This window comes from Ancylobacter sp. Lp-2 (genome assembly GCF_020523795.1).
Classification (GTDB): Bacteria; Pseudomonadota; Alphaproteobacteria; order Rhizobiales; family Xanthobacteraceae; genus Ancylobacter.
Map to the genome: position 1 here is coordinate 578,060 of NZ_JAJALI010000002.1, position 17,355 is coordinate 595,414.

General features: G+C 67.0%; 19 protein-coding genes. 6 read left to right on the forward strand and 13 right to left on the reverse strand.

Annotated features, from left to right (window positions below):
• Nucleotides 1–50 precede the first annotated feature (50 nt).
• Nucleotides 51–1,262, forward strand: a complete 1,212-nt coding sequence (locus tag LGR54_RS07290; RefSeq protein ID WP_230361282.1) for a GNAT family N-acetyltransferase — start codon at nucleotides 51–53, stop codon at nucleotides 1,260–1,262.
• Between the two features lie 77 nt (nucleotides 1,263–1,339).
• Nucleotides 1,340–1,762, forward strand: a complete 423-nt coding sequence (locus tag LGR54_RS07295) for an HIT family protein (RefSeq protein ID WP_230361283.1) — start codon at nucleotides 1,340–1,342, stop codon at nucleotides 1,760–1,762.
• A gap of 20 nt (nucleotides 1,763–1,782) precedes the next feature.
• On the opposite strand, the gene LGR54_RS07300 is transcribed toward LGR54_RS07295, so the two are convergent.
• The 5 genes from LGR54_RS07300 to LGR54_RS07320 form a co-directional block, all read right to left on the reverse strand.
• Nucleotides 1,783–2,136, reverse strand: coding sequence for an AzlD domain-containing protein (locus tag LGR54_RS07300; protein ID WP_230361284.1), 354 nt, complete (start codon nucleotides 2,134–2,136; stop codon nucleotides 1,783–1,785).
• On the reverse strand, nucleotides 2,133–2,876 hold the full coding sequence (locus LGR54_RS07305) for an AzlC family ABC transporter permease (protein WP_230361285.1): 744 nt from the start codon (nucleotides 2,874–2,876) through the stop codon (nucleotides 2,133–2,135). The genes LGR54_RS07300 and LGR54_RS07305 overlap by 4 nt, the downstream gene beginning before the upstream one ends.
• Nucleotides 2,877–3,034: 158 nt before the next feature.
• Entirely contained in the window at nucleotides 3,035–5,482 is a 2,448-nt protein-coding gene (clpA, locus tag LGR54_RS07310; RefSeq protein ID WP_230361286.1) for an ATP-dependent Clp protease ATP-binding subunit ClpA, read from the reverse strand.
• A 31-nt stretch (nucleotides 5,483–5,513) separates the two neighbouring features.
• Nucleotides 5,514–5,846: an ATP-dependent Clp protease adapter ClpS gene (gene clpS / locus LGR54_RS07315; RefSeq protein ID WP_230361287.1), complete on the reverse strand. Its 333-nt coding sequence runs from the start codon at nucleotides 5,844–5,846 to the stop codon at nucleotides 5,514–5,516.
• A gap of 312 nt (nucleotides 5,847–6,158) precedes the next feature.
• Nucleotides 6,159–6,497 carry a phasin family protein gene (locus tag LGR54_RS07320; protein ID WP_230361288.1) on the reverse strand — a complete coding sequence of 113 codons (339 nt, stop codon included), beginning with the start codon at nucleotides 6,495–6,497 and terminating at the stop codon, nucleotides 6,159–6,161.
• Nucleotides 6,498–6,839: 342 nt separating this feature from the next.
• On the opposite strand from LGR54_RS07320, the gene LGR54_RS07325 reads away from it, so the two are divergent.
• Nucleotides 6,840–8,585: an SPOR domain-containing protein gene (locus LGR54_RS07325; RefSeq protein WP_230361289.1), complete on the forward strand. Its 1,746-nt coding sequence runs from the start codon at nucleotides 6,840–6,842 to the stop codon at nucleotides 8,583–8,585.
• A gap of 10 nt (nucleotides 8,586–8,595) precedes the next feature.
• Here the strand turns inward: LGR54_RS07325 and LGR54_RS07330 are convergent, their stop codons facing one another.
• Together LGR54_RS07330 and LGR54_RS07335 are read right to left on the reverse strand one after the other, a co-directional pair.
• Entirely contained in the window at nucleotides 8,596–9,303 is a 708-nt protein-coding gene (locus LGR54_RS07330) for a DnaJ domain-containing protein (RefSeq protein ID WP_230361290.1), read from the reverse strand.
• Nucleotides 9,300–10,058: a VWA domain-containing protein gene (locus LGR54_RS07335; protein ID WP_230361291.1), complete on the reverse strand. Its 759-nt coding sequence runs from the start codon at nucleotides 10,056–10,058 to the stop codon at nucleotides 9,300–9,302. The genes LGR54_RS07330 and LGR54_RS07335 overlap by 4 nt, the downstream gene beginning before the upstream one ends.
• Nucleotides 10,059–10,215: 157 nt before the next feature.
• On the opposite strand from LGR54_RS07335, the gene panC reads away from it, so the two are divergent.
• A complete protein-coding gene (panC, locus tag LGR54_RS07340) occupies nucleotides 10,216–11,067 on the forward strand; it encodes a pantoate--beta-alanine ligase (protein WP_230361292.1) in 852 nt (283 codons plus the stop codon).
• On the opposite strand, the gene LGR54_RS07345 is transcribed toward panC, so the two are convergent.
• The 4 genes from LGR54_RS07345 to LGR54_RS25710 form a co-directional block, all read right to left on the reverse strand.
• Nucleotides 11,064–11,267 (reverse strand): hypothetical protein, encoded by a 204-nt coding sequence (locus LGR54_RS07345; RefSeq protein ID WP_230361293.1) that lies wholly within the window; start codon nucleotides 11,265–11,267, stop codon nucleotides 11,064–11,066. The genes panC and LGR54_RS07345 overlap by 4 nt on opposite strands.
• A gap of 68 nt (nucleotides 11,268–11,335) precedes the next feature.
• On the reverse strand, nucleotides 11,336–11,767 hold the full coding sequence (locus tag LGR54_RS07350; protein WP_230361294.1) for a DUF1489 family protein: 432 nt from the start codon (nucleotides 11,765–11,767) through the stop codon (nucleotides 11,336–11,338).
• A gap of 60 nt (nucleotides 11,768–11,827) precedes the next feature.
• On the reverse strand, nucleotides 11,828–12,502 hold the full coding sequence (locus LGR54_RS07355) for a glutathione S-transferase family protein (RefSeq protein ID WP_230361295.1): 675 nt from the start codon (nucleotides 12,500–12,502) through the stop codon (nucleotides 11,828–11,830).
• A gap of 236 nt (nucleotides 12,503–12,738) precedes the next feature.
• Entirely contained in the window at nucleotides 12,739–12,864 is a 126-nt protein-coding gene (locus LGR54_RS25710; protein ID WP_255607342.1) for a hypothetical protein, read from the reverse strand.
• Between the two features lie 278 nt (nucleotides 12,865–13,142).
• Here LGR54_RS25710 and LGR54_RS07360 point away from each other — a divergent pair, with 278 nt between their 5' ends.
• Nucleotides 13,143–13,856, forward strand: coding sequence for a DUF599 domain-containing protein (locus LGR54_RS07360; protein WP_246564959.1), 714 nt, complete (start codon nucleotides 13,143–13,145; stop codon nucleotides 13,854–13,856).
• Entirely contained in the window at nucleotides 13,853–14,152 is a 300-nt protein-coding gene (locus tag LGR54_RS07365) for a DUF3253 domain-containing protein (RefSeq protein WP_230361296.1), read from the forward strand. The genes LGR54_RS07360 and LGR54_RS07365 overlap by 4 nt, the downstream gene beginning before the upstream one ends.
• 15 nt (nucleotides 14,153–14,167) lie before the next feature.
• Here the strand turns inward: LGR54_RS07365 and LGR54_RS07370 are convergent, their stop codons facing one another.
• Nucleotides 14,168–14,977, reverse strand: coding sequence for a YdcF family protein (locus LGR54_RS07370; RefSeq protein ID WP_230361297.1), 810 nt, complete (start codon nucleotides 14,975–14,977; stop codon nucleotides 14,168–14,170).
• Nucleotides 14,977–17,235, reverse strand: coding sequence for a bifunctional diguanylate cyclase/phosphodiesterase (locus LGR54_RS07375; protein ID WP_230361298.1), 2,259 nt, complete (start codon nucleotides 17,233–17,235; stop codon nucleotides 14,977–14,979). Before LGR54_RS07375 ends, LGR54_RS07370 begins: the two co-directional genes overlap by 1 nt.
• Nucleotides 17,236–17,355 lie beyond the last annotated feature (120 nt).

Genomic DNA, 17,355 nt, shown 5'->3' on the forward strand with positions numbered 1-17,355 from the left:
TGTGCGTTGCGGCGCTCCGCCGCACTTCGGCCCAAGGTTTCGCGACGCCCATGAGTTCCGACACCATCCGCCTGCGCGTCGAGAGCGACATCACCGCCCTCCCCGCCGCACAGTGGAACGCCTGCGCCAATCCAGCCAATGTCTTGGATGGCATTCCTCAGGCAAAAATTGAGAACAAGCCCGGCAATCCCTTCGTTTCGCATGAGTTTCTCTCCGCCTTGGAGGAATCGGGCACCGTCAGCGCCCGCACCGGCTGGCACCCGCAGCATCTGGTCCTCGAAGGGGAAGACGGCCAGCCGCTCGCGGTCTGCCCGGCCTATCTGAAGTCGCATTCGCAGGGCGAATACGTCTTCGACCATGGCTGGGCCGACGCCTATGAGCGGGCTGGCGGGCAGTATTACCCGAAGCTGCAGGTCAGCGTGCCCTTCACCCCGGCCACCGGCCCGCGCCTGCTGACGCGCCCCGGCGCCCACGCGCCGACGGCGCGGCGGGCGTTGGCGCAGGGGCTGGCCACGCTGTGCGACATGCGCGGCGCCTCCTCCGTGCACGCCACCTTCCTCACCGAGACCGACGCCGCGGTGTTCGAGGCCGAGGGCTGGCTGGCGCGCATCGACCAACAGTTCCACTGGACCAACCAGGGCTATGGCAGCTTCGAGGATTTCCTCGGCGAGCTCGCCTCGCGCAAGCGCAAGGTCATCCGTCGCGAGCGGCGCGACGCGCTGGCCAACGACATCGAGATCCGCTGGCTGACCGGCAAGGACATTACCGAGGCGGATTGGGACGCCTTCTTCGCCTTCTACATGGAGACCGGCTCGCGCAAATGGGGCCGGCCCTATCTCAACCGCCGCTTCTATTCGCTGATCGGCGAGCGCATGGCCGACCGCATCCTCTTGGTCATGGCGCGCCGTGCCGGCCGCTGGATCGCCGGGGCGATCAACTTCATCGGTTCCGACACGCTCTATGGCCGGCACTGGGGCTGCATCGAGGACCACCCGTTCCTGCATTTCGAGGTCTGCTACCACCAGGCCATCGACTTCGCCATTTCGCGCGGCCTCTCGACCGTCGAGGCCGGCGCGCAGGGCGAGCACAAGCTGGCGCGCGGCTATCTGCCGGTCACCACCCGCTCGGCGCATTTCATCGCCGATCCCGGCTTCCGCGAGGCGGTGGCCGCCTATCTCGAACGCGAGCGCGCCTATTCGCAGGAGGCACAGGCGGAGCTCGCGACGCATGCCCCCTTCCGGCAGGACACGGACGAGCCTTGACCGGCGCCTGCCGGCTTGCCATCCAAGCCCGGCACATGGGAAGCCTGCACTCGGGAAGCCGGTGCTTGGAGGGTGAGATGACCTACGATCCGAACAACATCTTCGCGAAGATCCTGCGCGGCGAGATTCCGTCGCATCGGGTTTATGAAGACGACAAGGTGCTCGCCTTCCTCGACATCATGCCGCGCGCGACCGGCCACACGCTGGTGATTCCCAAGGCGCCGTCCCGCAATCTCCTGGACGTCGAGGCCGACGATCTCGCCGCGGTGATGGCCGCCGCCCAGCGCATCGCCCGCGCGCAGCTCGGCGTCTTCGAGGCGGAGGGCATCACCCTCACCCAGCACAACGAGCATGCCGGCGGGCAGGAAGTCTTCCACCTGCATGTGCATGTGATTCCGCGCCAGCTCGGCGTCGAGCTGCGCGCGCCGCTCTCCTATAAGGAAACCCCCGAGGTGTTGGCCGATCAGGCGGCGAAGCTCAAGGCAGCGCTGCAGGACTGAGATGGTCGCGCGCGGCGGCGTCAGCCGCCGACGCCAAGCCACCAGGCACCGGCGACCAGTACCGCCTCGGCGGTGAGGACGCCGGCAAGCACCGAGCGCCGTATCAACAGGAAGCCGGCGACGCCGGCTGCCAACGCGCCGGCCCGCAACAGGAAGGGCAGCGCCACCAGCGTCCCGCTCGGGGTGAGGAGGAGGCGCGCCACCACCGCGGCCAGCAGCGCCGTCGCCACCGCGCGCACCCACTGCATCCAGGCGCTGTTCTCGTCGAGCCCGCGCCCCAGCACGACGCCGAGCACGCGCCAGATCTCGTTCGGCAGGAAGCCGACGACGATCACCACCAGAATGGCGGTCAGTTCGCTGGAAAACAGCGTCATGCCCGGTCCGCCTTCCACAGCCGGGCGATGAAGAAGGCGAGCGTGCCGCCGCCAACGCCGCTCCAGAACAGGTCGAGCCCGCCCGGCGTGTTGGCGACCAGCGGCGCCAGCGCGGCGCCGAGCCCGATGGCGAGCCAGTCCACCCGCTCGCGCGCATTGCGCACCAGAAGGATGGTGAAGGAGATCGGGGTCAGCAGCAGCAGCGCCACCGCCAGCGGTCCCGGCAGCGAGCCGGTGAGATAGAAGCCGGCGGCTGTGGCGATCATGCTGGCGGCGGTCAGCCCGGCCCCGAGCCCGATGGCGTAGGAGGGACGCCCCTCCACCGCCACCTTGGGCAGCAGCCGGAAGCCTTCCACCCACATGGTGACGGCGACGAAATGCGCCGCGATCAGTTCCAGCCAGAGGCTGGGGCGCCTGCCGCGCATCAGCGGCATCAGCGCCACCACCATCGGCATCAGCCGCACACCCGAAAGGCACACCGCGACCGCGACCGCCGGCAAGGCGGCGCCGGAGGCGATGCCGCCGATCATGATCACCTGCGCCGGCAATGCCCAGATCAGCAGCGTCGACAGCAAGCCGGCCCCGATCGGAAAGCCGACATCGTGCAGCAGGCCGCCGAAGCCGAGAAAGGTCGCCATCAGCACGCATCCCGGCACCGAGAAGGCGCCGGCGACACCACGCAGGAAATAGCGGACACGAAAGGCGGGGGCCGCCTCGACGGCTGGATCGGATGGCTGCATCGGCACACTCATGTCAGCCGTTGATCGACCGGTGTGCCGCCGCGGTCAAGCGCGACCTTCGGAAGAATCTTCCCTTTCGCAAACCGGCAGCAGCCCCCGCAAAGAAAAACCCGCCCGCCGGAGGACCGGCGGGCGGGCTATTGTTACGACAAGACGGTTCAGGCCTTGACCAGCGGCACCTTCGGCACCCGCGAGCCGCCGGACGGACGACCGCCACGGCTGCCGTCGCTCGGGCCTGGCTTGCGGGCCTTGGTCGCGGCCGGCTTGCGACGCGGGGCGCGCTTGGCCTTCTCCGGCTCGATCTTCTCCGGCTTGGGCGTCACCGGCCCCTCCGGGAACTCGAAGCTGAGCGTGCTCTCGTCCGCCTCGTCGGTGGTGACGACGACGCGGACATGGCCGCCATTCTTCAGCTTGCCGAACAGCACCTCGTCGGCCAGCGGCTTCTTGATGTGCTCCTGGATGACCCGGCCCATCGGGCGGGCACCCATCTGCTGGTCGTAGCCACGCTCCACCAGCCACTGCGTCGCCTCGTCCGACAGCTCGATGGTGACGTTGCGGTCGGCGAGCTGCGCCTCCAGCTGCAGCACGAACTTCTCCACCACCAGCCCGATGACGTCGCTCGTGAGGTGGGCGAAGCCGATGATGGCGTCGAGCCGGTTGCGGAACTCCGGCGCGAACAGCCGGTTGATCGCCTCCACGTCGTCGCCTTCCCGCTTCGAGCGGGTGAAGCCGAAGGCCGACTTAGACAGGTCGGCGGCGCCCGCATTGGTCGTCATGATCAAAATGACGTTGCGGAAACTCACCTGCTTGCCGTTGTGGTCGGTCAGCTGGCCGTGATCCATCACCTGCAGCAGGATGTTGAACAGGTCGGGATGCGCCTTCTCGATCTCGTCAAGCAGCAGCACGCAATGCGGATGCTGGTCGACGCCGTCGGTGAGCAGGCCGCCCTGGTCGAAGCCGACATAGCCGGGAGGCGCGCCGATCAGCCGCGAGACGGTGTGGCGTTCCATATATTCCGACATGTCGAAACGCAGCAGCTCGACGCCGAGCGAGGAGGCCAGTTGCTTGGCGACCTCGGTCTTGCCGACGCCGGTCGGGCCGGAGAACAGGTAGGAGCCGATCGGCTTCTCCGGCTCGCGCAGGCCGGCACGCGCCAACTTGATCGCCGAGGACAGTGCCTCGATGGCCTTGTCCTGGCCGTAGACCACACGCTTGAGCGTGGTCTCCAGCGCGGCGAGCACCTCGGCGTCGTCCTTGGAGACCGTCTTGGGCGGGATGCGGGCGATGGTGGCGACGGTCGCCTCGATCTCCTTCACGCCGATGGTCTTCTTGCGCTTGGCTTCCGGCAGCAGCATCTGCGCCGCGCCGGATTCGTCGATGATGTCGATCGCCTTGTCCGGCAGCTTGCGGTCGTGGATGTAGCGCGCGGAAAGCTCCACCGCCGCCTTGATGGCCTCGTTGGTGTAGCGCAGCCGGTGATAATCCTCGAAATAGGGCTTGAGACCCTTGAGGATCTCGATGGCGTCCGGAACCGTCGGCTCGGCGACGTCGATCTTCTGGAAGCGGCGCACCAGGGCCCGGTCCTTCTCGAAGTACTGACGGTACTCCTTGTAGGTGGTCGAGCCGATGCAGCGCAGCGAGCCGGAGGCGAGCGCCGGCTTGAGCAGGTTCGAGGCGTCCATCGCGCCGCCCGACGTCGCTCCCGCACCGATCACGGTGTGGATCTCGTCGATGAACATGATGGCGTTGGGATAGGCCTCGATTTCCTTGACGACCTGCTTGAGGCGCTCCTCGAAGTCACCACGGTAGCGGGTGCCGGCGAGCAGCGAGCCCATGTCGAGCGAGAAGACGGTGGCGGTACGCAGAACCTCGGGCACTTCGCCATCGACGATGCGACGGGCCAGCCCCTCGGCGATGGCGGTCTTGCCAACGCCGGGGTCACCAACGAAAAGCGGATTGTTCTTGGACCGGCGGCAGAGCACCTGGATGGTCCGCTGAATCTCGCTGTCGCGGCCGATGAGCGGGTCGATCTTGCCGTCGCGCGCCTTCTTGTTGAGGTTCACGCAATAGGCGTCGAGCGCATCGGCCTTCTTCTTGGTCTCGTCCCCGGTCTTCGTCTCGGTCTCCTCTTCGGCACCGCGCACCGGCCGGCTCTCCGACATGCCCGCGCGCTTGGCGATGCCGTGGCTGATGTAGTTCACCGCGTCGTAGCGGGTCATGTCCTGCTCCTGCAGGAAATAGGCCGCGTGGCTCTCGCGCTCGGCGAAAACCGCGACGAGAACGTTGGCGCCGGTCACTTCCTCGCGCCCGGACGACTGGACATGGATCACCGCGCGCTGGATCACGCGCTGGAAGCCGGCGGTGGGCTTGGAATCCTCGCCGCCGTCCTGCACGAGGTTGTCGAGCTCGGTGTCAATATATTCGACGAGATTGCGGCGGAGCTTCTCGAGATCGACGTTGCACGCCCGCATCACGGCCGCGGCATCCTGATCGTCGACAAGGGACAGCAGCAGGTGCTCGAGGGTCGCGTATTCGTGGTGACGTTCGTTGGCGAGCGCCAGGGCCCGGTGAAGCGATTGCTCGAGGCTGCGGGAGAAGGTGGGCATGAGGACCTCTTCGTTTAGCCGCTGCGGAGCGTCACTTCTTCTCCATGACGCACTGCAAAGGATGCTGGTGCTTTCGTGCGAAGTCCATCACCTGAGTGACCTTTGTTTCGGCCACCTCGTAGGTGAAGACGCCGCACTCCCCCACGCCGTGCTGATGCACATGCAGCATGATGTGGGTGGCCTCCTCCCGGTTCTTGTTGAAGAACTGCTCCAGCACGTGAACGACGAACTCCATTGGCGTGTAGTCGTCGTTGAGAAGCAGCACCCGATAGAGACTCGGCCGCTTGACCTGCGGCTTGGTGCGCGTGATCACCGCTGTTCCGGGCATGCCATCCCCGCGGCGGCGACGTTCGTCGTCGGCCATGGAGATCTCGACAGTTCGGGAAGGCGACGTCACTGACATGAAAGGCTCACCTCGCTCGGCTAAGCTCGCCGGGCTGCACGATATAATAGGTACGCTCGGCTCACTCTGCCAGAGTAGCGAGACCACGAGCCGGTCGCAATGAGTTGACCGGCGATCGGCAGCGTCCGGCATCGTGCGAAGCGGGAAAAGCCGCGGCGAGCCGCCCTTCTCCGAATAAAAAAAGCCCGGCTGGAGCCGGGCTTTTCTGGCGCGTGAAGCAAATCTCAGCGGCCGCGACAGGCAGCCGCACCCGGGACAGCTAGAAAGCCGTCGTCACTTGCCGACGGGCAGCTTGCCGAGAATGCCTTCGTACGGCTTGTAGGTTTCCTTGGCGAGGTCGGCATACAGCTCGCCGATCTTGGTCGCCTGGGCGACGAAGCCCTCATAGGCGCTCTTGAAATACTCGGACTGGATCTCGACGGCCTTGTCGAGCGTCTTGGCGCCGAACAGCTTCTCCGCGGTGGCGGTGCCCTCTTCGAACGACTTCTTCGAATAGTCGGCAACTTCCACGGCAATCGCCTGCACGCCCTTCGACACGGTGCCGAAGCTCTTCATGGCCAGGTCGAGGTTGTCTTTGCCCAGCTTCTGGATCTCGTCGATGTTCTGAATCATCAGGTCGCCCTCCACAGACTTCATGCGCCAACACGAATGAACCGCGCGCCGCCAGCATGAACGTCGCTGGCAAGAGGAATAATGCGCCGCAGCATCGCCGTCAATGATTTTTGTGCGGCGCAACAAGACAGCATCACTGACCCAGTTTCACCGATGCTCGGAAATTGCCTCGCTTACGCCGGGATTTACGAGTTCGTAACCGCGCTCTCCGTAACATTGTCGGAGTGATCGTCCGGCAACGGTCGGCCTGGAAGGCACCTCCTGAGGATGCTGCACCCGGCTCGTGTCGGCTTCATGCGAATGACCGGCGCGGGCCGGCAAATTTAGTGACGGGACGGGTTCATGCGGCTTCCGGGGTTTGTCAGCGCGCAGATCATGCGTGCGGGGGTGGCCATTCTGGTACTGTCGGTCGCGGGCACCGGCGTTGCCGATGCCGCGGCGAAGAAAAAGAAGGTCAGCCAGCGAAAGCCGGTGGCGGCGCAGGTCGTCGATACGCGATGGCAGACCGGCTATGCCGACATCGTGATCGATGCCAATACCGGCCGCGTCCTTCACGAGGACAATGCCGACGCCCTGCGGCATCCCGCCTCGCTCACCAAGGTGATGACGCTCTATCTGCTGTTCGAGCAGCTCCAGGCCGGCAAACTCCGCCTCGAATCCCGCCTTCCCGTCTCGGCCCTTGCCTCGCGGCAGTCGCCGACCAAGCTCGGCCTCAAGGCCGGCTCGACCATTTCGGTGGAAGACGCGCTTCAGGGGCTGATCACCCGTTCGGCCAATGACGCCGCCATGGTCATCGCCGAAGCCATCGCCGGCGACTCCGATACCTTCGCCGCGCTGATGACCCGTCGCGCCCGCCAACTCGGCATGTCGCGCACCACCTTCCGGAACCCGAACGGCCTGCCCAACCCGCAGCAGGTCACCACCGCCCGCGATCTCGCGGTGCTGGGCCGGGCGATCCAGGAGCGCTTCCCGCGCTACTACGAATATTTCTCGATCCGCTCATTCAATTATCAGGGCGTGGCGATCCGCAACCACAACCGCATGTTCGGCCGCCTCGACGGCGTCGACGGCATCAAGACCGGCTACACCAACGCCTCCGGCTTCAACCTGCTCACCAGCGTCAAACGCGACGGCCGCTACGTCATCGGCGTGGTGCTCGGCGGTGCCAGCGCCACCTCGCGCGACAACCGCATGGCGCAGCTGATCACCGGTACCTTCGACAAGGCCTATGCCGGCCGCCAGATGGTGGCGCGCATGTCCTCACCGCCGTCGGGCGGCGCCGACCTCGAGCAGGTGGCGGTGGCCCAGGCTGCTCCGGTTCCCACGCCGACCGCGGCGCCGGCACCGGCGGTCATCCCGGTTCCCTTCGGCCGGCCGAATCTCGCCATGGCCTCGGTCGTCGACACCTCCGCGTCGAACGAGATCGACGAGGACACCGCCGAGCAGGCGAACGAGGCCGATCCCGTCACTACCGGCGCCCTGCCGCCGCAGCGCATCGCAATGGTCGCGCCGGCGATGCCGGAGCCCGCCCCTGCCCGTTCGGCGCCGCTGCCGCCGCCCGCTCCGTCCGTCGGCTCGGTCGCTCCAATCGTCCCAACCGCGGTGAAGACCGTGGCGGTCGCCAAGCCGTCCGCGCCCGTTGCCGGCTTCTCGAACCAGCCCGGCATTCTCGGCACCCTGTCCTTCGCTCCGTCGATGCCGACCGCCCAGGCGCTGCCCCCGCAGATCGCCCAGGCTCCCAAGCCGACGCCCACCGCCAAGCCCGTGCGCCTCGCCAGCGCCGATCCGGCGGAAATTCCCCGGCAGATCGCCGAAACGACCTCCCGTGCGACGGCTGCGCCGCGGTCCGGCTGGGCGATCCAGATCGGCGCCTTCGGCAGCGAGGCCGATGCCCGTGCCCAGCTCGCCAAGGCCAAGGCCAAGGCCGGTTCGGCGCTCGCCAAGGTCGATCCCTATACCGAGTCGGCGACCAAGGGTTCGTCCACCATCGTGCGGGCCCGCTTCGCCGGCTTCGACGAACAGGCGGCGGCACAGAAGGCGTGCAAGGCGCTGAAGGGCCAGTTCGGCTGCATGGTCTTCCGCAACTGAGTGAGACGAATCAATGGCTGCGGAGCAGGATGTCCTTGGCTTCGTTCACCCGGGCGGCGAGATAATTCGACCCGCCCTGGTCGGGATGGAGTTTCTTCATAAGGGTGCGATGGGCCTTTCGGATCTCGTCCGCCCCCGCCCCCGGCTGAAGCCCCAGCACTTCGTAGGCCTGCTGTTCCGTCATCGCTCCGCTCTGCGGCGGCGCAGCGCTCCGCCGGCCCGTCTCGCCCTCAGCGTGTTCACGCCAACCGGGCGCCCGGCGGTCCAGATAAGCTTCGAGTAGCTGCCGGCTTTCCGCATCGAGCGTCAAGGCGAGGCGCGCGACGTCGCCTACCGGCACGGTATCGAGATCGCGTCCGGCCAGCGGACCGATGAGAACGCGGCCCGCGAGCCGGCCGCTGTCATGATCCAGTACCATTTCGAGACTGGGCGTCCGCACCGTCGAGGAACGGCCGGCGCTGCGGCGCAGACGTGACCAGGGCGATCCTCTGGTGCTGGTACCGAGATTCCAGCCGAGCAGCGACAGGCCGAAAATGCCCAGCGGCAGCGCGGTTTCGATATGGCCGCGCGCGCCCAGGAAACCGGCCAACAGCACGGCTATCCATCCACCCACGCTGCGCGCGAGGCGGGCAAGACGCTTGGGATCGGTGCGCGCGAAGAATTTCAGCCCGTAATAGAGCAGGGCGACAATGGCCGCACCGGCCAGGAGGTTGATCATCGCGTCTCCGAATGCGGTCCGGACATCGCCGCCAGCAGTTGCCGGGCTGCGGGCGACGATTTCGCCAGCGCCGTGAGGGCCTGCTGCCCGCCAGCGGCGTAGCGCGCGGCGGCACGCAGCAGCGCGGCGAGTTGCTCCGCCGCCCCGGCATCGAAGCGGCACCAGGCGCCGCCGGTAAGCCGGGCAATCTCCCGGAAGCCGCGCTCGGCCACCGGATCGCGACCTTCCTGGAACAGGAACACCGGCACGCCCCGCAGGGCGAGGGGCCCGGCCTTGGCGCAGAGATCGTCCAGCGCCTCCTCCATGGCGTCGCCGACGAAGACGACGGCTCCGACCCGCCCGCGCTCGCACTCATTGCCGGCGTGGGCAAGCACCCGGCCGATCTGGGTCCGTCCGCCGCGGCAGTCGATCCGCGCCATCAGCTCTCCCAGCCGCCGGCCGTCGCCGACCCAGCTGGACGACCGGCACTCCTGGAGGCCGCGGTAATAGACCAGTTGCATGTCCAGCCCGCCAATGGCGGCCGCCTCGTCGAACATGCCGGCCTGCAGCGTGCAGGCGAGGTCCCAGGTCGGCTGGCGGCTCATGGTGGCGTCGAGCGCGAAGATCAGCCGCCCGCGCCCCTGCCCCGGCATCGGGGAGCGCGCCGCCACCTCGGCCAGAAAGGCGTTCACCGCCGCTCCGGCCGGAGCGGTCGACGGGGCGATCTTCGGTCCGGTGACCGGAGGCTTCGAGGTGGGATGTCGGTCGGTGGCCATGGGGTTCAATCGCGATTCGGCGGAGATACTAAACCGGCTCTGGCGTTACGTGGGAGGCGGGTGCCGCGGCAGCAAGGCGCGGTTGACGGGCAGTTGACCGCCCGGGCGCCGCTGCTAGGTTCCCCGCCCGCATTCAGGAGCGCAGGGACGGGCAGCCGTGACCGACATCGAAACCCTTCATACCGTTGCCGAGCTTCGCGCCCGGGTGCGCGCCTGGCGAGCCAATGGCGAACGTGTCGCGCTGGTACCCACCATGGGCGCGCTTCATGCCGGGCATGTCGCGCTCATGGAGGCCGCGCACCGGCATGCCGACCGGATCGTGGTGTCGATCTTCGTCAATCCGACCCAGTTCGCTCCCACCGAGGATCTCGCGCGCTACCCGCGCACGTTGGACGCCGACCGGGACAAGGCGTCCGCCGCCGGTGTGGATGTGGCCTTTGCGCCAGATGCCGTTGAAATGTACCCGAACGGTTTCGCCACAACCGTGTCGCTCGCCGGCCCGGCGCTCGGCCTGGAGACCGACTTCCGCCCCACCCATTTCGCCGGCGTCGCCACCGTGGTGGCCAAGCTGTTCACCCAGACCACGCCCGACGTCGCCCTGTTCGGCGAGAAGGATTATCAGCAGCTTGCCGTCGTCACCCGCATGGCACGCGACCTCGACCTGCCGGTGCAGGTAATCGGCGTGCCCACCGTACGTGAATCCGACGGTCTCGCCCTCTCCTCTCGCAATATCTATCTGAGCGCCGAGGAACGGCGCACGGCACCGCTGCTATACAGGGCCTTGAACGAAGCCGCCGGGGCCATTCGCTCGGGGCTTCCCGTGGCCGGTGCGATCGAAGCCGCCCGCGACGCGGTGCGGCAAGGCGGTTTTGCGCTGGATTATCTGGACGCGCGCCACGCCGAGACGCTGGCGCCGATTGCCGCTCTCGGCGACGGGCCGATCCGCCTCCTCGTCGCCGCGCGACTGGGCGCGACCCGGCTCATCGACAATATCCCGGTGCCCGACTAGACGCTCAGATACGCCACCATCATGCCGGCGATGACGAGAAGCAGGCCGATTCCCAGCACGTAGCGCATGGGACGGACCTCGGTCGCCTGGCGCTCCTTCGTCTTCGCCTCGACGACGACCTGTCCGCTTTCCAGCACCTGGCGTTCTTCGGAAACCGCCTGATTCTGCTTCAGTCCCGCATTGTCCGTGTTCTGAGCCATCTCTGCCTCCTGCGATTGGATTTCCGCAGGGACAACGTCGCAAGCGACCGTTTCGGTTCCATCCGACGTCAGAGCAGACCGAGCGATCGCAGCTCCCGGCGCAGTTCGTCGGGCAGCACGGCCGCCTGCTCGCCCACCAGATCCGACGGCGCATCCTTGGAGGCGAGATAGCGCCATCCCTGGAAGGGCCGGCTCGGCCGCGGCTCCACCCGATGCAGGATCGGCTCCAGCACCAGATGGCAGCGGCGGATGCCGTCGGAATCGACGAAGGGGCGGACGGCGGTCAGCCGCTGGCGGCACGCCACCTCGCCCTTGATCACCCAGTAGAGCGAGCCGCCATCCAGCAGTTCCTCGGTGCGGGTCGGCACCATGCGGGTGGTGTGCGTCTGCTCGACGGCAAGGCCGCGCGCATCCCGCGCGGCCAGCGTCTCGGCGATCCACTCCTCGAGATCCTTGATCGATTCGGCTCCGACACAGAGCTTGAGCAGGTTCAACGGCATGCGGGTCTCGAAAAGCAACGGGATCGAGGAGCCACGCGGCCGGGGCCGGTGGACGGCCTCCTATACGCGCTTCACCACGGGCCAGTCGACCTCGTCCTCCGGCAGCAATTGCTCTTCTTCCAGCGCCGCGGCCTTCCATTCGACGAAGGCCGGATGCGCATGGATCGCCTCCACATAGGCGGCGACCACCGCGTCGACCGGCAGATCGTAGGTACGGATACGGGTGGCGACCGGCGCATACATCGCATCGGCACCGCTGAAGGCACCAAACAGGAAATCGCCGCCGGCGCCGAAGCGCTCGCGCGCCGTCCGCCAGCGGGCGGCGAGGCCCGCGAGATCGGCGGCCGCCTTGTCGGAAAGCGCGAGCGGCTCCACCGGCCGCCACAGATTCATCGGCACGACCGAGCGCAGGGCGCCGAAGCCGCCATGCATCTCCGTGGCGATCGAGCGGGCATGAGCGCGCGCTACCGGCTCGGCGGGCCAGATCGCCTTGTCGGGAAACCGCTCGGCGATATGTTCGATGATGGCCAGCGACTCCCACACCGCCGCCTCGCCGTCGAGCAGCAGCGGCACCCGCTTCGCCGGCGAATGCACGCCGATCCGGGCCTTGAAATCGGGGTCGCCGAGCAGCACCACTTCTTCCGCGAAGGGGATGTCGAACGCCTTGAGCAGCAGCCAGGGCCGCAGCGACCAGGACGAATAATTCTTATTTCCGATCAACAGCTTCAGTGCCATCAGCCCCTCCTCGCGCGCTCCGCGTTTCATGCCAGAGTGGAGTGGCACGACGTCACGGACAAGCGAAGAGCTGTCATGGCGCCCATCAGCGTCGATGATTCATTGCATGAGGATCGGGCGCCAAGTCTCGGCTGGCAGCCCTCAATCGTCCCGGCCGGCGGGCCCAAACAATAGACCCTCGCTCGGCGGCCGCCATCAACGGCCGGTACCGTGCCGGATCAGCTCGGGATCGGCGATCAGCCAACCACCGCGTTCGCGCCACCAAAGCCGCCGAACAGATAGACGAGGGCAATGCCCGCCAGGAAAGCGACGACAGCCCAACGCGCAACTCCCCAACAGGAGCGCTCGGTAAGGGAATTCATTCTTAACTCCGGATATTCCCGTTTCACCGCTCGAAGGCCGGAACAAGACATCAGCCATATGCGGACTGTTTCAATATTTAATGAAACGTTACTGTCCGTGCAATCGCGTTACGGAAGCCGCGCACTGCATAATGCACATATCTGGTGCGCAAATAACGCATGCCCGCTTTTTGCACATCGGCCTTTTGCGGTTGTCTTGAAAGCCCTTTCGGAGCTTATCACGATGGCATCGGCAGGCGGCGGGTTCGCCGAATCGGCTTCAGGGAATCACATCAGAAATGGAAGCCAAGTCCGTGATCGGCTTTTCCTATCTCGACTATGGCGCGCTCGCGGTCTTCGCCCTGGCCTGGTTTGCCTATCATCAGCTGATGGAAGGTCACTGGGCGGAGGGACGCACGCTCAACCAGCGCATGGATGCCTTCCGGCACGAGTGGATGCAGAGGATGCTGGCGCGCGAGAATCGCATCGTCGACACCCAGATCGTCGCCGCGCTGCAAAACGGCACCGCTTTCTTCGCCTCGACGTCGCTGCTCGCCATCGGCGCCTCGCTGGCGATTCTGCGCTCCACCGAAGAGGTGCTGGCCATCTTCTCCCACTTGCCGATGGTGCAGATCGATCGGGCGGGCTGGGAGATCAAGACGCTGGGCATCACCCTGATCTTCGCCCATGTCTTCTTCAAGTTCGCCTGGGCGTATCGGCTGTTCAATTACACCGCGATCCTGCTCGGCTCGACGCCGCCTCCCGCGGAAGCCGCGACGCCGCAGGCGCAGGCGCATGTCGCCAGGCTGGCGCGCATGGCGACCCTCGCCGGGCGGCACTTCAACCGGGGGCAACGCTCCTTCTTCTTCGCCATAGCCTATCTCGGCTGGTACATTAACGGCTGGGTACTCATCATGGGGACGATCGCGATCTTCGTGGTGATGCTGAACCGCCAGTTCGGGCGCGACTCGCACTGGGTGCTCGACGAGACCGCTACCTTGGAAAACTCATGACCGACGCCGCGCCTTCCACCCTGCCCTCCGAAAGCGACATCGAGGCGGCGATCCATGCCGCGCTGGACGGTGCCGCCCGCACCATCGGCCCGGAAACCCTGGCGCGCGCGCTGATGCCGGACGGCAAGTGGCAGGCCGTGCTGCCGATGGTCCGGCGCGTCGCGGTGCGTCTGGCGAAGGAAGGCACGCTCGGCATCTATCGCAAGGGTAAGCCCGTCGACCCCGCGGATTTCCGCGGCGTCTACCGGCTCGGACCGCCGGCGACGGCAGCCACGGAAGCTCCCATAGAGGACTGATGCGCCGCGCAGGCGTTATGTGGTCGGCCCGGGGAACAGCACGCCGATGCGCCCGGTGATCCGGTAGGCGATCAGGCCGATCCACTCGCGCAGCGCCGCATCGGTCATTTCCAGCCCCTCGCTCACCCGCGCGAAGGGCCGGGTCCATTGCGGTGTCCCCGCCGTGCGGTAATCGACGGGATAGGCGACGACCGGGAAACCGGCCGCCTCGAAGCATCCGATGGCGCGCGGCATGTGCAGCGCCGAGGTGACCAGCAGCCAGCGCTCGCCGGGCGCCGGCCGGGCCAGATCACGCGACAGAGCGGCGTTCTCGGCGGTGTTGCGCGAGGCGGCCTCGAATAGGACGCGGGCCGGGTCGACGCCGAGCTGCGGCAGCAGCATGCGCACCACATCAGCTTCCGACAGGGAGGGCTTCTCGAAATCGCCGCTGCCGCCGGAGAACAGGATACGCGCCTGCGGATAGCGCCGCGACAGATCGGCGAGCGCGATCAGACGCTCGCCCGCCTGGGTCAGCGCGGGCTGCCCGCGCGCCGCGGTGATGTCTGGCCGCTCGCTGCCGCCCAGCACCACCACGCCGACGATGGGCCGGCCGTCATCGACGAAGCTGGGGAAGCGGTTTTCCAGCGGCACAGCCAGCACCCGGCCGACGGGACCCAGGCCGCAGATCAGCAGGCCGACGATGCCGAGCGCCATCATCCACCATCCGGTCCGGCGCCGGCGCAGGCTCACCAGCAGGCCGAGCCCGGCAAGGAGGGCAAGCGCGCTGGAGGGCACCGCCAGCATCCACAGCAGCTTGGCGGCGTAGAAGAAGGCGGAGCCCTCCATCAGACCTCCGCATGGCGGATGACGGCATATTCGCGGGCGCGTCGCACCTGGTCGAGATAGCGACCGAGACTGCTCACCGGCATCGGGCTGGCCAGCAGATAGCCCTGGACATGATGGCAGCCGACCGACTGGAGGTAGCGCAGTTGCTCCCGCGTCTCCACGCCCTCGGCGGTGACGGTGATGGCCAGTGCCCGGGCGAGGCGCACCACGCAGTCGATGATGGCGGCGGCGTCGTCGGTCTGGCCGATGTTCTGGATGAAGCTGCGATCGATCTTGATGGTGTCGACGCGGAAACGGCGGAGATAGCCGAGCGAGGAATAGCCGGAGCCGAAATCGTCGAGGGCGACCCGCACCCCCATATTGCGCAGCGCCGTGAGGGAGGCGAAGGCCTCCGGCTGGTTGCCCAGCAGCAGGTTCTCGGTGATCTCGATTTCCAGCCGCTCGGCGGGGAAGTTGGTCTCCTCCAGGATCTTCTGGACCGCCCCGGCGAGGTCGCGCATGCGAAAATCCACCGGCGACAGATTGACCGCCACTCGCGCCGCGCCCCAGTCGCCGGCCTGTTCGCAAGCCCGCCGCAGCGCCCAGAGGTCGAGCTCGCTGATCAGTCCCGACTGTTCGGCGACCGGCACGAACTCGGCGGGCGAGATCATGCCGCGCGAGGGATGGATCCAGCGCAGCAGCGCCTCGAAGCCGATGACGGTGCGGCCATCCGCCGAGAATTGCGGCTGGTAGAACAGCGTCAGCTCGTTGTCCTTCAGCGCCCGCTGCAGATCGGTCTCGATTTCCCGCCGCTGACGAACCTCATGCTCCATGTGCGGCTCGAACAGCCGCATCACGCCACGGCCATCCGCCTTGGCACGATACACGGCAATGTCGGCCAGCCGGATCAGTTCGCTGGCCTCACCGCCATCCGTGGGGGCGACCGTCGCGCCGATCGAGCCTCCGACGGCGAGGGGCTGGCCGCCGATCGACGTCGGCCGCCGCACCGCCTCCAGGATGGTGTTGCCGATCGCCTCCACCTCGCCCGGCGTGTCGCCGACCGGAACGAGGATGACGAACTCGTCGCCACCGAACCGCGATGCCAGCAGGCCTGGTATCGTCAGTTCCTTCAACCGTGCCCCGATCTCGGCCAGCACCACGTCGCCGACATGATGGCCGAGCGTGTCGTTGATATCCTTGAAGCCATCCAGGTCGAGGAAGAAGACCGCCAGCCTGTTCCCCTCGCCTTCCAGCCGCGACAGCCGATCGCCGAGCACCCGCATCAGCATGGCGCGATTGGCGAGGCCGCATAGCGGATCGACATAGGCGAGCCGCGAGGCATAGGCTTCGCTCGCCGCAAGGTTGCGGGTGGCCCGGCGCGCGTACCAAAGCACGCCGGCCGCTGCCACGAGCAGCAGAATCGTCGTGGCGATCAGCGCCGGCAGCAGCGCGTGCAACAGGGCCGTGCCGGGCGTGTCGGGCTTCCACACCAGCCAGGCCGGCGGGGTATCTGCGGCGGCGAACGGTATCGCCACGCCGTGGCGGTCGGCCGCCGGCGGATCGAGGCTGACGGTCGGCTCGGCGATCCGCAACTCGCGGGCGAGGCTGTTCAGGAAATGGTCGTCGATGAACAGCACCGTGACCGCGACCGGCGGTATCTGCTTCGGCGCGATCACCCGGCCGTAATCCGGCGTGATGCTGATGGCGCCGACCAGTGCGGGCCGGCCCTCGACGCGCACATAGCCGGCGCGGAACGCCGAGGGCGTGCCACTGCCCGCCCCGCCGCCGGGCGTCATCCCCTTCTGATCGCTTCGTGCGGCGACCGCCTTCTGAACGTCGAAGACGAAAGGCAGCAGCACCGAGCCGTCGAAGATGGCCTGCTCGCCGGCAACCTTCTCGCCGTCGATCGCGGCATAGGCCACCGTGGTATCGAGCACGATATAGGAACGGTCGTGATGATCCTGGTCGCGCAGCCACCTGCCAAAATTGCGGTGCACCCAGTCGACATCGAGGAAATAGGCGGTCCGCAGCACCGACTCGTCCCAATGGGCGAAGCTCGCGAGATCGCGCTGAAGCAGGCCGACCTTGCTCTGCAACGCATCGGCGACGACGCCGGTCCAGCGCTGGCGCGCCGTCTGATCGACGCGCTCCGCCGCCAGCAGCGCAAAGGCACCCATGGCGACGATCGCCGCGCACACGACCAGCGCCACCGCCAGAATGGTACGGTCGCTCGCCCTTGCCGACGTCGCCCCGGCTCCGCTGTCGATCGGAATACGCATTGCCGCCTGTCCGCTGCGATTTCCGATCAGAGGGTCAAAGCCGGTGGTCCGGACTCCCTCATGCCATCAATCCTCGTTATTTCCTGATCTTAGCAACCGAAACTTAATGTGACTTGAAAG

Coding starts and splice junctions, on each gene's coding strand:
- LGR54_RS07300 (WP_230361284.1), bottom strand. CDS start 2,136: ATGACGCTGTTTTCCAGCGAACTGACCGCCATTCTGGTGGTGATCGTC.
- clpA (WP_230361286.1), bottom strand. CDS start 5,482: ATGCCCACCTTCTCCCGCAGCCTCGAGCAATCGCTTCACCGGGCCCTG.
- LGR54_RS07335 (WP_230361291.1), bottom strand. CDS start 10,058: ATGGCCACCGACCGACATCCCACCTCGAAGCCTCCGGTCACCGGACCG.
- LGR54_RS07345 (WP_230361293.1), bottom strand. CDS start 11,267: ATGGCTCAGAACACGGACAATGCGGGACTGAAGCAGAATCAGGCGGTT.
- LGR54_RS07355 (WP_230361295.1), bottom strand. CDS start 12,502: ATGGCACTGAAGCTGTTGATCGGAAATAAGAATTATTCGTCCTGGTCG.
- LGR54_RS07305 (WP_230361285.1), bottom strand. CDS start 2,876: ATGCAGCCATCCGATCCAGCCGTCGAGGCGGCCCCCGCCTTTCGTGTC.
- LGR54_RS07325 (WP_230361289.1), top strand. CDS start 6,840: ATGCGGCTTCCGGGGTTTGTCAGCGCGCAGATCATGCGTGCGGGGGTG.
- LGR54_RS07320 (WP_230361288.1), bottom strand. CDS start 6,497: ATGATTCAGAACATCGACGAGATCCAGAAGCTGGGCAAAGACAACCTC.
- clpS (WP_230361287.1), bottom strand. CDS start 5,846: ATGGCCGACGACGAACGTCGCCGCCGCGGGGATGGCATGCCCGGAACA.
- LGR54_RS07370 (WP_230361297.1), bottom strand. CDS start 14,977: ATGGAGGGCTCCGCCTTCTTCTACGCCGCCAAGCTGCTGTGGATGCTG.
- LGR54_RS07330 (WP_230361290.1), bottom strand. CDS start 9,303: ATGATCAACCTCCTGGCCGGTGCGGCCATTGTCGCCCTGCTCTATTAC.
- LGR54_RS07375 (WP_230361298.1), bottom strand. CDS start 17,235: ATGCGTATTCCGATCGACAGCGGAGCCGGGGCGACGTCGGCAAGGGCG.
- LGR54_RS07365 (WP_230361296.1), top strand. CDS start 13,853: ATGACCGACGCCGCGCCTTCCACCCTGCCCTCCGAAAGCGACATCGAG.
- LGR54_RS07295 (WP_230361283.1), top strand. CDS start 1,340: ATGACCTACGATCCGAACAACATCTTCGCGAAGATCCTGCGCGGCGAG.
- LGR54_RS07360 (WP_246564959.1), top strand. CDS start 13,143: ATGGAAGCCAAGTCCGTGATCGGCTTTTCCTATCTCGACTATGGCGCG.
- LGR54_RS25710 (WP_255607342.1), bottom strand. CDS start 12,864: ATGAATTCCCTTACCGAGCGCTCCTGTTGGGGAGTTGCGCGTTGGGCT.
- LGR54_RS07350 (WP_230361294.1), bottom strand. CDS start 11,767: ATGCCGTTGAACCTGCTCAAGCTCTGTGTCGGAGCCGAATCGATCAAG.
- LGR54_RS07290 (WP_230361282.1), top strand. CDS start 51: ATGAGTTCCGACACCATCCGCCTGCGCGTCGAGAGCGACATCACCGCC.